15 protein-coding genes and 1 tRNA gene are annotated in these 15,574 nt (G+C 38.8%); 7 read left to right on the plus strand and 9 right to left on the minus strand.

Features of this window, described 5'->3' with window-relative positions; genetic code table 11:
- Positions 1-3: 3 nt before the first annotated feature.
- From A6E04_RS08540 to aroA, 5 genes are all read right to left on the minus strand, one after another.
- The gene (locus tag A6E04_RS08540) at positions 4-288 is read right to left on the minus strand and encodes a LapA family protein (RefSeq protein WP_065610870.1); all 285 of its coding nucleotides are present in this window, start codon (positions 286-288) and stop codon (positions 4-6) included.
- 188 nt (positions 289-476) lie between these two features.
- Positions 477-758, minus strand: coding sequence for an integration host factor subunit beta (gene ihfB, locus A6E04_RS08545; protein WP_012550736.1), 282 nt, complete (start codon positions 756-758; stop codon positions 477-479).
- A gap of 59 nt (positions 759-817) precedes the next feature.
- Positions 818-2,491 (minus strand): 30S ribosomal protein S1, encoded by a 1,674-nt coding sequence (rpsA, locus tag A6E04_RS08550; RefSeq protein ID WP_012550735.1) that lies wholly within the window; start codon positions 2,489-2,491, stop codon positions 818-820.
- A 96-nt stretch (positions 2,492-2,587) separates the two neighbouring features.
- Positions 2,588-3,262: a (d)CMP kinase gene (gene cmk / locus A6E04_RS08555; protein ID WP_012550734.1), complete on the minus strand. Its 675-nt coding sequence runs from the start codon at positions 3,260-3,262 to the stop codon at positions 2,588-2,590.
- A gap of 155 nt (positions 3,263-3,417) precedes the next feature.
- Positions 3,418-4,701, minus strand: a complete 1,284-nt coding sequence (gene aroA / locus A6E04_RS08560) for a 3-phosphoshikimate 1-carboxyvinyltransferase (protein ID WP_065610872.1) — start codon at positions 4,699-4,701, stop codon at positions 3,418-3,420.
- A 198-nt stretch (positions 4,702-4,899) separates the two neighbouring features.
- Between aroA and aat the strand changes: the two genes are divergently transcribed.
- From aat to infA, 3 genes are all read left to right on the plus strand, one after another.
- A complete protein-coding gene (gene aat, locus A6E04_RS08565) occupies positions 4,900-5,610 on the plus strand; it encodes a leucyl/phenylalanyl-tRNA--protein transferase (protein WP_065610874.1) in 711 nt (236 codons plus the stop codon).
- A 3-nt stretch (positions 5,611-5,613) separates the two neighbouring features.
- Complete coding sequence (locus A6E04_RS08570) at positions 5,614-6,306, plus strand: arginyltransferase (RefSeq protein ID WP_012550731.1); 693 nt, start codon at positions 5,614-5,616, stop codon at positions 6,304-6,306.
- Between the two features lie 89 nt (positions 6,307-6,395).
- On the plus strand, positions 6,396-6,614 hold the full coding sequence (gene infA / locus A6E04_RS08575; protein WP_005420180.1) for a translation initiation factor IF-1: 219 nt from the start codon (positions 6,396-6,398) through the stop codon (positions 6,612-6,614).
- A 113-nt stretch (positions 6,615-6,727) separates the two neighbouring features.
- Here the strand turns inward: infA and clpA are convergent, their stop codons facing one another.
- Both clpA and clpS read right to left on the minus strand, forming a co-directional pair.
- Positions 6,728-8,980: an ATP-dependent Clp protease ATP-binding subunit ClpA gene (clpA, locus tag A6E04_RS08580; protein WP_017022115.1), complete on the minus strand. Its 2,253-nt coding sequence runs from the start codon at positions 8,978-8,980 to the stop codon at positions 6,728-6,730.
- Positions 8,981-9,022: 42 nt separating this feature from the next.
- Positions 9,023-9,343 carry an ATP-dependent Clp protease adapter ClpS gene (gene clpS, locus A6E04_RS08585; protein WP_012550729.1) on the minus strand — a complete coding sequence of 107 codons (321 nt, stop codon included), beginning with the start codon at positions 9,341-9,343 and terminating at the stop codon, positions 9,023-9,025.
- 395 nt (positions 9,344-9,738) lie between these two features.
- Between clpS and cspD the strand changes: the two genes are divergently transcribed.
- Both cspD and A6E04_RS08595 read left to right on the plus strand, forming a co-directional pair.
- A complete protein-coding gene (gene cspD / locus A6E04_RS08590) occupies positions 9,739-9,960 on the plus strand; it encodes a cold shock domain-containing protein CspD (protein WP_012550728.1) in 222 nt (73 codons plus the stop codon).
- Between the two features lie 117 nt (positions 9,961-10,077).
- Positions 10,078-10,623 carry a DUF4136 domain-containing protein gene (locus A6E04_RS08595; RefSeq protein WP_065610876.1) on the plus strand — a complete coding sequence of 182 codons (546 nt, stop codon included), beginning with the start codon at positions 10,078-10,080 and terminating at the stop codon, positions 10,621-10,623.
- Between the two features lie 44 nt (positions 10,624-10,667).
- Here A6E04_RS08595 and A6E04_RS08600 read toward each other — a convergent pair whose 3' ends face one another.
- Both A6E04_RS08600 and A6E04_RS08605 read right to left on the minus strand, forming a co-directional pair.
- Positions 10,668-12,125 (minus strand): protein adenylyltransferase SelO, encoded by a 1,458-nt coding sequence (locus A6E04_RS08600; RefSeq protein ID WP_065610878.1) that lies wholly within the window; start codon positions 12,123-12,125, stop codon positions 10,668-10,670.
- Between the two features lie 109 nt (positions 12,126-12,234).
- Positions 12,235-12,311 (minus strand) — tRNA-Arg (locus A6E04_RS08605).
- A gap of 264 nt (positions 12,312-12,575) precedes the next feature.
- Here A6E04_RS08605 and folD point away from each other — a divergent pair.
- Together folD and A6E04_RS08615 are read left to right on the plus strand one after the other, a co-directional pair.
- Positions 12,576-13,433: a bifunctional methylenetetrahydrofolate dehydrogenase/methenyltetrahydrofolate cyclohydrolase FolD gene (folD, locus tag A6E04_RS08610; protein ID WP_012550725.1), complete on the plus strand. Its 858-nt coding sequence runs from the start codon at positions 12,576-12,578 to the stop codon at positions 13,431-13,433.
- A 188-nt stretch (positions 13,434-13,621) separates the two neighbouring features.
- Positions 13,622-15,556 carry a PrkA family serine protein kinase gene (locus A6E04_RS08615; RefSeq protein ID WP_012550724.1) on the plus strand — a complete coding sequence of 645 codons (1,935 nt, stop codon included), beginning with the start codon at positions 13,622-13,624 and terminating at the stop codon, positions 15,554-15,556.
- Positions 15,557-15,574: the final 18 nt, after the last annotated feature.

Here is a 15,574-nt window from a genome sequence, read left to right on the forward strand (position 1 = left end):
TAACTATCCTTTTGTTGACTCAAGACGCAGCTTATTCAATTCTGCGTTTTGTTTTTCGAGACGTTTACGTAATCGGCGTTGAGTAACGCTTGCCTTTAAATACATACTGCCACAAATAAGCCAACCTAAACCAAAGCCAGTAGCAAAAAATATCCCAAGTAAAGTAGATAACTGAAAATCATCTTGGGCTAATAAGTAATTAAAATGTACAACAACTTGGTTTTGAGCACCGAGTGCAAGAGATATTAAAAAAAGAGTAATTAATGCGATAGTAACTATAATTTTCACTGGTATTCCCTCCAGTTGATTTCATACAACTAGTCTCTATAAATAAGCGAGTAATTATTAGGTTTACTTATTTATAGACACCTAACGACATCTTTTATTACTATTCTAAGATACACCTAAATGCATTGAAAATGAACATAAAAAAACGGCATACTTAAAAGTATGCCGTTTTTATATACCAATTTGCATCAGCTGAAATTCACACGTTCACGCAGTTCTTTACCTGGTTTAAAATGAGGAACAAACTTACCGTCTAATTCCACTTTGTCGCCAGTTTTTGGATTACGACCTAAACGAGGCTCTCGATAGTGTAGAGAAAAACTACCAAAACCACGAATCTCTATACGATCACCGCCCTCTAGCGTTGTTGCCATCTGTTCAAGGACTTCCTTGACTGTATCTTCAACCTGCTTAGCAGAAAGTTGAGGCTTTTTACTACACAGTTGTTCAATCAATTCAGATTTTGTCATAAATGACCTCTCCTACGTTATCGAAAGAAAAGGGAGCATAGTGCTCCCTTCTAATTTACTTATTCGCCTTTAGCTGCTTTGAAAGCGTCAGCCATTGCGCTACCGAAACCACCATCTTCTGGTTTAGTATTCAGTGTCGCCATTGCTTCTTGCTCATCAGCTTCATCTTTAGCTTTGATAGATAGGTTAACTACGCGGTTCTTACGGTCTACACCAGTGAACTTCGCTTCAACGCTATCGCCAACGCTTAGGATTAGAGATGCATCTTCAATACGGTCACGAGAAAGCTCAGAAGTACGGATGTAACCTTCTACGCTATCTGCAAGAGTAATTGTAGCGCCTTTAGCGTCAACAGCTGAAACAGTACCGTTTACTAGAGTACCTTTCTTGTTGTCTGCTAGGTAGTTGTTAAATGGGTCTTCTTCCATTTGTTTAACACCTAGAGAAATACGCTCACGCTCAGCATCAACAGCTAGAACAACAGCAGAGATTTCGTCGCCTTTCTTGTACTCACGTACCGCGTCTTCACCTGTAGCATTCCAAGAAATGTCAGAAAGGTGAACTAGACCGTCGATGCCGCCGTCAAGACCGATGAAGATACCGAAATCAGTGATAGATTTAATCTTACCACTAACATGGTCGCCTTTAGCTTGCGCTTCAGCGAATGTCTGCCAAGGGTTAGCTTTACATTGTTTCAGACCTAGAGAGATACGACGACGTTCTTCGTCAATCTCAAGAACCATAACCTCAACTTCGTCGCCTACATTGACAACTTTAGAAGGGTGGATGTTCTTGTTAGTCCAATCCATTTCAGAAACGTGTACTAGACCTTCAACGCCTTCTTCGATTTCAACGAAGCAGCCGTAATCAGTTAGGTTAGTAACACGACCAGAAAGTTTGTGACCTTCTGGGTAACGCTTAGCGATAGCTACCCATGGATCTTCGCCAAGTTGCTTAAGACCTAGAGAAACACGAGTGCGCTCACGATCGAACTTAAGAACTTTAACATTGATCTCGTCACCAACATTTACGATCTCAGATGGGTGCTTAACACGCTTCCAAGCCATATCTGTGATGTGTAGTAGACCGTCAACGCCACCTAGATCAACGAATGCACCGTAGTCAGTAAGGTTCTTAACGATACCTTTAACTTCCATGCCTTCTTGTAGAGAAGCAAGTAACTCGTCACGTTCAACACTGTTTTCAGATTCGATAACAGCACGACGTGAAACAACAACGTTGTTACGCTTTTGGTCAAGTTTGATTACTTTGAACTCTAGCTCTTTGCCTTCAAGGTGCAGAGTGTCACGTACTGGACGTACATCAACAAGAGAACCAGGTAGGAATGCACGGATACCGTTAAGTTCAACTGTGAAGCCGCCTTTAACTTTACCGTTAATAACACCCATAACTGTTTCAGCATCTTCATATGCTTTTTCAAGTTGAATCCAAGCTTCGTGACGCTTCGCTTTCTCACGAGAAAGTTGAGTTTCACCGAAACCATCTTCAACAGCGTCAAGAGCAACGTCTACTTCAGAACCAACTTCAACTTCAAGTTCGCCAGCAGCGTTCTTGAATTGTTCAGCTGGGATTGCTGCTTCAGATTTAAGGCCTGCGTCAACAAGAACGAAACCGTTCTCGATAGCAACAACAACACCTTTAACGATGCTGCCTTGTTGGAATTCAGTTTCAGATAAAAACTCTTCAAAGAGTTGAGCAAAAGATTCAGTCATTAATTTGATCTTCAATTATTAAACGTCCATGGGTATCCTACCGCATGGGGTTGATAGTAAGGTTAGTTATCATCCTTGCAACTAACTAAGTTTCAATTATAGCTTAGATTCAATAAAAGTAAGTGCCTGAGCAACGACTTCATCAATATTCATTGACGTTGAATCTAGTACCAAAGCATCTTCCGCCGGACGTAATGGTGCAACAGCTCGATTGCGGTCACGATCATCACGCTCTTGGATTTCGCTTAAAAGACGGTCAAATCTAACATTTAACCCCTTCTGTTGCAACTGCTTCATACGGCGATTCGCACGTTCTTCAGCACTTGCATCTAAAAATATCTTAACTTCTGCACCTGTAAATACAACAGTGCCCATATCTCGACCATCAGCGACAAGTCCAGGGGCACTAGCAAAGGCTCTTTGACGACGTAATAACGCTTCACGTACTTGAGGTAAAGCCGCTACTTTTGATGCCGCCATACCGGTTTCTTCTTTACGAAGTTCCGAAGAGACGTCTTCGCCTTCTAAGATGACTTTAACCAAGTCACCTTCAGCTTTAAATTGAACGTCTAGATTAGCAGCAAGAGGAACAAGTCCTTCTTCTGAACCTAAATCAACACCATGGTGAATTGCAGCCAGTGCTAATACGCGATAAATCGCACCAGAATCTAATAAATTATAACCTAGCTTTTCGGCAAGTAACATGCACAGAGTGCCTTTACCTGCTCCACTTGGACCATCAACAGTGACGACTGGTGAATGAATAGTCATGGAGTTCTCCATTAATTATTATGATTGGTTTCTACCGCCGCATTATACCCAAGTCAGATTATTTATATACTCTAGTTTCTTAAAAACTAAAAAAGCCCTGCATTTTTTACACAGGGCTTACATCCGCTTAAAACTAATGACTTAAATACAATAAATTACACGCTAAGTTCTTTCAATTTATCAAAATAATCGGGGAAGGTTTTAGAAGTGCAACCGGGATCATTAATCGTTACTGGCGTATCACTTAATGCAACTAAAGAAAAGCACATTGCCATACGGTGATCGTCATAAGTATCAATAGCGGCATGTCGTAACATCGCTGGTGGAGTGATCGTAATATAATCCTCACCTTCTTCAACTTCAGCACCTACTTTACGGAGTTCAGTTGCCATTGCGGCTAATCTATCCGTTTCTTTTACACGCCAATTATACACATTGCGAATTGATGTTGTGCCTTTTGCGAACAACGCTGTCGTTGCGATTGTCATTGCAGCATCTGGAATATGGTTAAAATCCATATCAATGGCGTTTAATTCACCTTTATGAGCAATAACATAGTCATCACCCCATTCAATCTCTGCACCCATTGCTGCTAGTGCATCAGCAAACTGAACATCACCTTGGATGCTTTTTTTACCAATACCCGTAACTTTAACACTTCCGCCTTTGATCGCGGCAGCCGCTAAGAAATAAGATGCAGATGATGCATCTCCTTCTACAAGAAATTCTTCTGGAGCGATGTAAGATTGATTCGCTGGAACAACAAACGTTTTATACTCTTTGTTTTCAATTACAACACCAAAAGTAGCCATAATGTCCAACGTAATATCGATATACGGTTTGGACACTAAATCGCCAACAATATTAATGGTTGTTTCTTGCGATGATAGTGGTGCCGCCATTAAAAAAGCCGTTAAAAATTGACTTGATATTGAACCATCTATATCAACATTCCCGCCTTTTAAACCCGTTCCTTTAATTTTTAACGGTGGATAATTTTCATTTTCTAAATATTCAACATCAGCACCAGCCGCTTTCAATGCAGTAACAAGATGCCCAATTGGTCGCTCTTTCATACGAGGTTCACCAGTAAGGATAAACTCGCCTTCGCCTAAACATAACGCAGCCGCTAATGGACGCATTGCGGTTCCCGCATTACCCAGAAATAATTCTAAAGCTTCTGTTGTAGATTTAAAGGCTTGACCCAGACCATTCACTTCGCAAACCGTCTTATCTTCTGAAAGTTTATAATCAACACCCAATGCTTTTAATGCATTAAGCATATGTCGAATATCATCGCTGTCTAATAAATTAGTTAATGTTGTTTTTCCTGACGCTAGTGCAGCAAGTAATAGTGCTCGGTTAGAAACACTTTTTGAACCAGGTAAATTAATTTGGCCATCAATTTTTGAAATTGGTTGAAGAGTTAAGCTTTCCATGTTTATGTAAAAATTCCTATACAAATAAAAATAATGCTATGCCTGTTATTTGATTCAGATATTGCATAGCTGCTTCAGCTTTAATTGTTATTTTTTGTTATTCTTCATACTTGCAGAGTAACGAAAACCAACGCGTTGCGCTAGAGGCAATGTCGTCTCTCTAAATTAAAAATAATGAATACGTATTTCTTTTTGCCTATGACTATCTATTTACCCGAACTTGAACAAGAACATGACGCTTCATTTCCTGACATAGAAAGCGCATTACATGATCCTGATGGCTTACTTGCTATGGGCGGTGATTTAACCCCCAAACGCCTATTACTCGCTTACTCACATGGAATTTTTCCTTGGTATAGCAATGACGATCCTATTCTATGGTGGAGCCCAAGTATAAGAGGTGTATTTATTCCAGAGAATTACACTCCATCAAAAAGCCTTAAGAAATTCTTTAAAAAATCAGGTTACTCCATCACCATAAATCATGCGACGTCTGATGTTATTTCATTATGCGCATCAACTCGGCCAGCAGAAGAAACATGGATAATGCCAGAAATGATCGAGGCTTATCAAAACCTAGCTAAGTTAGGGCATTGCCATTCTGTCGAGGTTTGGTTTAATAATGAATTAGTCGGAGGACTTTATGGTCTCCAAATTGGGCAAGTATTTTGTGGTGAATCGATGTTCTCAATAAAAACCAATGCATCAAAAATTGCCTTATGGCAATTTTGTGAGCACTTTGTTGCTTTTGGAGGCAAACTCATTGACTGTCAAATGATGAATCCTCACTTAGAAAGTTTAGGGGCAATTCCAATGGAACGACCTATATTTAATGAAAGGTTACAGGTGTTTTCAGCTATCTCAGTATTCGAAAGCTGTTATCAACCTCAATCACTTAGCAATGGATAAATTATGACTCAATATTCACTGCAAGTAGGACTAACCCCTGAAGGTACATGCAGCTATTTACCTGATCAAAAAGATCGATTAGGCGTAATTATGGAACCTGAACTACACTCATTGTCAGGTTATCAAGAGTTAATACGCTTAGGGTTTCGTCGTAGTGGCTCCACAATTTATAAACCGATGTGTGATTCTTGCAATGCTTGCCAACCACTTCGTATTGATGCCGAAAATTTCTCACCCAGTAAAAGCCAAAAACGTATTTTAAATAAATCGTCTCATTTTGAATGGGAAATTAAATCTCAAATGGATGAAAATTGGTTTTCTTTATATGAACGCTACATTAATGCTCGTCATCAATCAGGCAGCATGTTTCCTGCAAATAAAGAACAATTTTTTGAATTCGCTCAAGCAGAATGGTTACCTAGACACTTCCTTCATATTTATGAAAATGAAGTCTTAGTTTCTATTGCCGTTACTGATCTTTTATCGGATTCACTCAGTGCAATGTACACTTTCTTTGACCCTGACAATGCTTTGTCTTTAGGCACGGTATCGGTATTGATTCAATTGCAATTATGTACGAAATTAAATAAGAAATGGGTCTACCCTGGTTACCAAATAGACGACTGCCCTGCCATGAAATATAAAGATCGATATAAACCGAACCAAAAGCTAGTAAATATGGTCTGGCAGGGGTAAGATGCCCAACAAACTTTACATACATCATTTTTAAGGGCATTATTAGCCGCTTAAAAATCAGCCGAAGCTATCTATATAAAGAGGATTCAATGGCAAAAGAAGACGCAATTGAACTGCAAGGCACAGTTCTGGATACACTACCAAACACTATGTTTCGCGTAGAATTAGAAAACGGTCACGTTGTTACTGCTCATATCTCAGGTAAAATGCGTAAAAACTACATCCGTATTCTTACTGGTGACAAAGTAACAGTTGAAATGACTCCTTACGATTTATCTAAAGGCCGTATCGTCTTCCGTGCTCGTTAATTGTCATCTTACTACCCAAAGTAAACATATTTACACTGGTTAGTATTAAACAATATAAAAAAACCCAGTCAACAGACTGGGTTTTTTATATTTATAACATTATAAAATGATATTTAATGGACAACTTCAGCTTCACTCGTAAACTCAAAGTCCAATTCACCTTTCGTTAATTTAACTCGAACGGTGCCACCATTAACTAACTCACCAAATAATAGTTCATTTGCCATTGGTTTTTTCAAGTTTTCTTGGATAACACGAGCCATTGGACGTGCGCCCATCGCTTTATCGTATCCTTTATTAGCTAACCACTCTTTGACATCTTTCGATACTTCCATTGATACACCACGAGCATCTAATTGTGCTTGTAATTCGACAATGAACTTATCAACAACTTGCCCGATCACGTCTTTGCCTAAGTGCTCAAACCAAATAATATTATCCAGACGGTTTCTAAATTCTGGCGTAAATACTTTTTTAATCGCAGCCATCGCATCGGTACTGTGATCTTGTTGGATTAAACCAATAGATTTCTTGACCGTTTCATGGACACCGGCATTGGTTGTCATTACAAAAATAACATTACGGAAATCAGCTTTACGGCCATTGTTATCCGTTAATGTCCCATTATCCATAACTTGCAGTAGCAAATTAAATACGTCAGGGTGTGCTTTTTCAAGCTCATCAAGTAATACGACAGAATGAGGGTGCTTAATAACCGCGTCGGTTAATAGACCTCCCTGCTCGTAACCAACGTAACCAGGAGGAGCACCGATCAAGCGACTAACAGTATGACGCTCACCGTACTCAGACATATCAAAACGTAATAATTCTATGCCTAATGCTTTTGCTAATTGTACTGTTACTTCAGTTTTACCAACCCCTGTAGGACCCGCAAACAAGAAAGAACCAACAGGTTTATTATCAGCACCTAATCCAGCACGACTTAATTTAATGGCTTCACATAAAACATCGATGCCTTGATCTTGCCCAAACACTAACATTTTAAGTTTAGCATCCAGTTTTTTCAGTACATCTTTATCGCTTGATGATACTGATTTTTCTGGAATACGAGCCATTTTAGCAACCATCGATTCTATATCAGCAACATTGATGGTTTTTTTACGACGGCTAATTGGAGTCAAACGACAACGGGCACCAGCTTCATCAATCACATCAATCGCCTTATCTGGCAAGTGACGTTCATTAATGTATTTCGCTGACAGTTCTACCGCAGCACGGAGTGCTTTATTGGTATAACGAACCTCGTGGTGTTCTTCATATTTACTTTTCAGACCCATTAATATTTTAGTTGTATCATCTATCGATGGTTCTAAAATATCAATTTTTTGGAATCGACGAGCAAGCGCTCGTTCTTTTTCAAAAATAGTACTGTGTTCTTGATAAGTTGTAGAACCAATACAACGTAACTTACCGCTGCTTAGTAATGGCTTAATTAAATTAGCCGCATCAACTTGCCCACCAGAAGCGGCACCAGCGCCAATAATGGTATGGATTTCATCAATGAATAAAATCGCATGCTCTTCTTTTTCAAGCTGTTTTAAAATGGCTTTAAATCGTTTTTCAAAATCACCACGATATTTAGTACCCGCTAATAGAGAACCAATATCAAGAGAATAAATAATACAATCTTTAATCACATCGGGAACTTGTTCTTCAACAATTCTCCATGCTAACCCTTCCGCTATCGCCGTTTTTCCGACTCCAGCTTCACCCACTAGTAATGGGTTATTTTTACGTCGACGACAAAGAACTTGAATTGTTCGTTCAACCTCTTGCTCACGACCAATCAACGGATCAATACCGCCATTTTTAGCGACTTGATTTAAGTTAGTTGCGAAGCTTTCTAATTGATCATCAGAATTGCCTTCAACAGCAGCTTCTACATTTGATTGTTCTGAATTCTCATCTCGATTTTCTGGTGCACCATGAGAAATAAAGTTAACAATATCCAGTCGACTAATATCATTCTTTTTAAGAAGATAAGCAGCGTGAGATTCTTGCTCGCTAAAAATAGCGACTAAAACATTCGCGCCAGTGACTTCATTACGACCTGATGATTGAACATGAAAAACAGCTCGTTGAAGAACACGTTGAAAGCTTAACGTTGGCTGCGTTTCACGACTATCATCGTCAGCTGGAATAAGAGGAGTTGTTTGTGTTATGAATTCATCAATTTCTGTCGAAAGAGCATCCAGGTCTGTATGGCAAGCAATAAGAGCTTCGTGTGCAGATGGGTTCTCTAATAGAGCAAATAACAAATGCTCCACCGTCATAAATTCATGACGCTTTTCTCTTGCACGAGCAAACGCACTGTTTAAACTCGCTTCTAATTCTTTATTTAGCATAGGAACCTCCCAAAACACCAAATGATGGTGTAACGAACAAACTTAAGCTTGCTCCATTGTACACAGTAGTGGGTGCTCATTATCACGCGAATAAATGTTTACTTGCGCAACTTTAGTTTCAGCAACTTCAGCAGTAAAAACCCCACATACTGCTTTCCCTTCATAATGCACAGTAAGCATTAATTGTGTCGCTTTTTCCAAATCCATGGAAAAAAATTTATCTAAAACTTCAACAACAAACTCCATTGGAGTGTAATCATCATTATTTAAAACTACCTTATACATCGGCGGCGGCTTTAAACCTGTTTTCTCCAGTTCCAGAACATCTGAATCAGGAGAAATCCATTCATAGAATTTACTCATGTCGGCAACTAATTCGTTAAAAAACATTTTTGATACTGCAAGGTATCTCCTACTATTCAGCCTAATCTAGACGAGGAGTTACATCAAACAAAAGATGTGAATTTAACGTCTTTATCACCTATTTAGTGACCGTTTGCATAGAAAATCATCGATAACACAAATAAAGAATAGAGCCTTTTTTTCTTTATAACCACTTAATTTATCAAATTGATATTATTGATATAAATGTTAATCTTAAATGTGATATTAAACATAAATGTTACAAAGGTAACCAATTTGTACTTGACTCCCTCTTTATATTTAATAGAGTGTACCTAGTAGTGGTTATCAATTAGGCAAAAACTTAATTGATAGACATTATGCTAGGTAACTAAAAATGCAGAGGGATGTATAGCATGGCAATAGGCACAGTAAAATGGTTCAATAACGCCAAAGGGTTTGGCTTCATTTGTCCAGAAGGTGAGGATGGTGATATTTTTGCTCATTACTCAACAATCGAGATGGATGGCTACCGTACATTAAAAGCAGGACAAGCTGTCACCTACGAAATTCATGAAGGCCCTAAAGGCTATCATGCAAGCGAAATTAAACCGCTTGAAGGTGAAGCTGTAAAATAGCATAAAATAATACTTACTGTTAAAGTGAGATCAAAGGTGAGTATTACTACTCACCTTTTTTGAACCTATCACATAAGAAATACTCTAAACTCCAATCAATTTATTCAGGGAACTATTTTGAAATATTTTATTTCGTTTATTCTACTTCTCACCCTTTCTGGTTGTGTGTCTGAAACTTATCAAGAAAAAAGCACCATAAATTTAGTCACTACTGGTGATATTAATAATATCCTTCAAAACAAAACCACATTCGCTTGGCACCCTAAAATTAGTGCTAACTTTTTAAATAAAGAATTAAATAACAGAGACATAGAACAACGATTCTCACAAGCATTGAAAGCATCCCTAGAACAAAAGGGATACTTATTTACAGATGATGTTAGTAACGCTGATTTTTATATTGGTTATGGCTTAGGAATAGAAGAAAACATTAAAGATATGGCCATTCTAGAAAAAACAGGCTTATTAACGGGAATACAACCAATAGGTATTGATGATAATGATGACTCACAAAAAGCGAGTATCTTTATTGCCCTCTTTTTACCAAATCAGCCTTATCAACAATGGTCAGTGTTAGCTCAAGGCTATACAAATACTGACAATACGTACTCTGTAGATGAAGTCACTGAACTGATGCTCCATGATCTAAAAGAGAAGCAATAAATATCAGATGAAAAATAAGCAGCTAACCTAGCTGCTTATTTCCGTTATGACGAACAACTTATTTCCATTTTCTTACCCCAACTCGGAGGTAAATTCGCATAATGTTCAAATTCAATATGTTCATCAAAAGGCGACCGAAGCAATAAACTCAAAGCTTCTAGTTCGCTATAGTCCCCTTCTTGTGCTTTATCTATCGCTTGCTGTGCTAGGTAGTTTCGAAGAATATATTTAGGGTTAACTTCTCGCATTTTTTTACATCGAGAGGCCATTGTCTCATGCTCTTTCTCACAACGAGTTACGTATAAACTAACCCATAATTTCGCCGCATCTCGATCGATAAATAAATCAATAATCGCTTGCTCATTATGAGTATCAACATTTGATAACTCTCGTAAAAAACGCGTGTAATCCACCGAATTTTGAGACAATAATTCAAACATTGATTCAAATAATCGACTATCTCCGTCTTGCTTTGTTATTAGCCCTAATTTTTGTCTCATTAATTGACTAAAATAACCATGTAATTGCACTTCGTATTGTTCTAGCGCTTGATCTAAATCGACCTTATCAATCAGTGGAGATAAAGCATGAGCAAGGGCAGATAGATTCCATAAGCCAATTCTTGGTTGTTGATTAAATGCATAGCGTCCTTGATAGTCAGAATGGTTACAAATGTATCCCGGTTCATAATCATCAAGAAAGCCAAAAGGGCCATAATCAAATGTTTGCCCAATGATAGACATATTGTCCGTATTCATTACACCATGAGCAAAACCCACCGCTTGCCAATGTGCAATCATCTTAGCCGTACGATCAACGATCTCATTAAACATAGCGGCATAAGGATTATCATTATCTAAGCAATCTGGAAAATGCCATTCAATGACTTTGTCCGCTAATAATTTATGTTCCCCCAATAAATTCGAATAAAAGAGATGCTCAAAATGACCAAAGCGAACATGAGTTTCTGCCACACGAAGTAACAATGCTCCGGTTTCATATCCTTCTCGATAAACAGGCGTATTGCTACCCATCATCCCTAACGCTCTTGTGGTAGGAATACCTAATCCGAACATCGCTTCGCTGCACAAATACTCTCGAATCGTCGATCGTAATACCGCTCTCCCATCCCCTGAGCGAGAATAAGGTGTTCGACCAGCCCCTTTTAAATGAATATCAAAACTGGCACCGGCTTTATCTTTGATCTCAGCCAGTAATAACCCCCGACCATCACCTAAATCAGGATTGTAACTGCCAAATTGATGCCCAGCGTATTTCATTGCCAAAGGAGAAAATTGAGACGGAACAACCTCTCCAGAAAAACCAGATAATAACTCAGCATCTGCCGCAGGATCTAAAGGCAAATTAAACCGTTTAGCGAGTTTTTCATTCCACATTATCCAATGGACATTGTTTAACGGTTGTGGCGGTACATGAGTAAAGAGAAGTGGAGGAAGCTCAGAATAACGAGTACTAAGTGAAAGGGAATTCCAAATCGACATCATTTAATCCATTAAAAGTAAATTAAGCTAACGCTAGCATATTAAAAATGGATATGACAGATATGAAAAAAGCCGCAGTAACTTTTCAGTTATTGCGGCTTTTTCAATTTGGTACGCCCTGAAGGATTCGAACCTTCGACCACCTCCTTAGAAGGGAGGTGCTCTATCCAGCTGAGCTAAGGGCGCTCTATGGGGTAGGATTATACGAATATACGAAACTAGATCAATCCTTTTCTTATCATTATCTTACTGAGTGCTGAAAAAAAAGGCATATTGTCTATTCTTTGATTCAATATATACATATTACATTGATTTAAAGGTGCTTGTTATTGGTTCGACGATTTATCATCTTCAAAAACAGCAAAAAGCAAACGTTTGCGTTGTAGCTATTATTATTTAATTCTGAGACAATGCGCACGTCAATCAGTCCAAGCCCTTGAAAGGATCACTATGACCGCTCAAATTATCGATGGAAAACTTATTTCTCAAACTGTTCGCTCTGAAGTCGGTGCTCGTGTAAAAGCCCGCATAGAGGCCGGACTGCGTGCTCCTGGTCTAGCCGTTGTTTTGGTAGGACAAGATCCTGCGTCTCAAGTCTATGTAGGAAGTAAACGCCGTGCCTGTGAAGAAGTTGGATTCGTATCAAAATCTTATGATTTACCAACCACGACCACAGAAGCGGAATTGCTGACATTAATTGATACACTAAATCAAGATCCTGAAATCGATGGCATTTTGGTTCAGTTACCTCTTCCTGCTGGAATGGATAGCACTAAAATTTTAGAGCATATCGATCCAGAAAAAGACGTCGATGGATTTCACCCGTACAACGTAGGGCGTCTATCTCAACGTATTCCAAAATTACGTTCATGCACACCAAAAGGCATTATCACTCTACTTGATCGCTACAATATTCAAGTTCGAGGGATGCACGCTGTTGTCGTTGGGGCCTCAAATATTGTTGGTCGCCCAATGACCCTTGAATTGCTTCTTGCTGGTTGCACCACGACGACTTGTCACCGTTTCACAAAAGATTTAGAGCATCACATTCGCCAAGCAGATCTTGTTGTGGTTGCGGTAGGCAAACCAAACTTTATCCCTGGAGAGTGGATAAAAGAAGGCGCTGTTGTGGTCGATGTTGGTATTAACCGTCTAGACACAGGTAAGCTCATTGGTGACGTTGAATTTGATGTAGCCAAAACAAAAGCAAGCTATATCACTCCCGTTCCTGGTGGCGTTGGTCCAATGACCGTAGCAAGTTTAATTGAAAACACATTATTGGCTTGTGAGCAATTCCACAGCAAATAGTCATTAAGCCTATTAATCAAAATATCAATTAGCGGACTTTATTAAGTTCGCTTTTTTTATACCTGCGTGTTGCCGCATTTCTCGATCAATTTTTATTCTATTTTCGGTTTTTTCTTGGACAAAATAAGGGTTTAGTTACTAACCTTAAGATGTGTAATAAAAAAAACGGATGACAAGAGGAAATGGATATGAGTATTTTTGACCACTATCAAGCCCGTTACGAAGCGGCAAAAGATGAAGAGCTTTCACTGCAAGATTTCTTATCACTATGTAGTCAGGACAAAAGTGCTTATGCCAATGCAGCAGAAAGACTTTTATTGGCCATTGGTGAGCCCGAAGTCATTGACACAGCTCTTGATCCTCAGCTTAGTCGTATATTCTCAAACCGAGTGATTTCTCGCTATGAGACATTCAAAGACTTCTATGGCATGGAAGAGCCAATTGAACAAATCGTGTCTTACCTAAAGCATGCTTCTCAAGGCTTAGAAGAGCGCAAACAAATCCTTTATTTACTCGGCCCTGTTGGTGGTGGTAAATCATCACTTGCCGAAAAACTAAAAAGTCTCATGCAACAATTGCCAATTTATGTATTAAGTGCAAATGGCGTTCGTAGTCCTGTAAATGATCATCCTTTCTGCTTATTTGACGTAGCCGAAGATGGTGAACTATTAAAAAAAGAATATGGCATTGAGAAGCGAAATCTACGTTCTATTATGTCCCCTTGGGCAGCGAAAAGGTTGCACGAATTTGGCGGTGACATCACGCAATTTAAAGTGATTAAAGTAAACCCTTCTATTCTTGACCAAATCGGTATTGCTAAAACTGAACCCGGTGATGAAAACAACCAAGACATCTCTTCTCTGGTCGGTAAAGTAGACATCCGTCAATTAGAGCATTTCGCCCAAGATGACCCCGATGCTTATAGCTATTCAGGATCACTCTGTAAAGCCAATCAAGGTTTAATGGAATTTGTCGAAATGTTTAAAGCACCAATTAAAGTACTACACCCCCTTCTAACAGCAACACAAGAAGGAAACTTTAATGGAACAGAAGGCTTATCAGCATTGCCTTTTGACGGCATGATTTTAGCTCACTCAAACGAATCAGAATGGCAAACATTCCGAAACAACAAAAACAACGAAGCTTTTTTAGATCGAGTTTATATCGTTAAAGTCCCATATTGTTTACGTGTTTCTGAAGAAATAAAAATATACCAAAAGCTGTTAGAACACAGTGAGTTATCTCAAGCACCTTGTTCACCAAGCACCCTTGGCATCTTAGCTCAATTCACCATACTTTCGCGCCTAAAAGATCCTGAGAATTCATCTCTATTCTCTAAAATGCGAGTTTATGATGGGGAAACATTGAAAGACACGGATCCAAAAGCAAAAAGCTATCAAGAATATAAAGATTTTGCTGGTGTGGATGAAGGCATGTCAGGCCTATCCACTCGATTCGCTTTCAAAATTCTGTCACGCGTATTTAACTTTGACCAAACCGAAGTCGCAGCAAACCCCGTTCACCTTTTTTATGTCATTGAACAACAAATTGAACGAGAACAATTCGCTCAAGATGTTGCCGATAAATACACCGAATTTGTGAAAGGTTTTCTTGTACCAAAATACGTTGAGTTTATTGGTAAAGAAATTCAAACCGCTTACTTAGAATCTTATTCAGAATACGGACAAAATATCTTTGATCGTTACGTCACTTATGCCGATTTTTGGATCCAAGATCAAGAATATCGAGATCCAGATACTGGTCAGTTATTTGATCGCTCAGCATTAAACGATGAGCTAGAAAAAATAGAAAAAACCGCAGGGATAAGTAATCCTAAAGATTTCCGAAATGAAATTGTTAACTTTGTTCTTAGAGCCAAAGCCAATAATAACGGCCACAACCCTAAATGGACCAGCTATGAAAAGCTGCGTGTTGTTATTGAGAAAAAAATGTTCTCAAACACAGAAGATTTACTGCCAGTAATTTCTTTTAACGCGAAAACATCAACAGATGATCAGAAAAAACACGATGATTTTGTCGCTCGTATGATGGAGAAAGGGTATACCAAAAAACAAGTTCGCTTGCTTGCTGAGTGGTACCTACGCGTTCGTAAATCTTCATAATCAACCAACAGGACGTTG

The organism is Aliivibrio logei (genome assembly GCF_001691055.1).
Lineage (GTDB): Bacteria > Pseudomonadota > Gammaproteobacteria > Enterobacterales > Vibrionaceae > Aliivibrio > Aliivibrio salmonicida.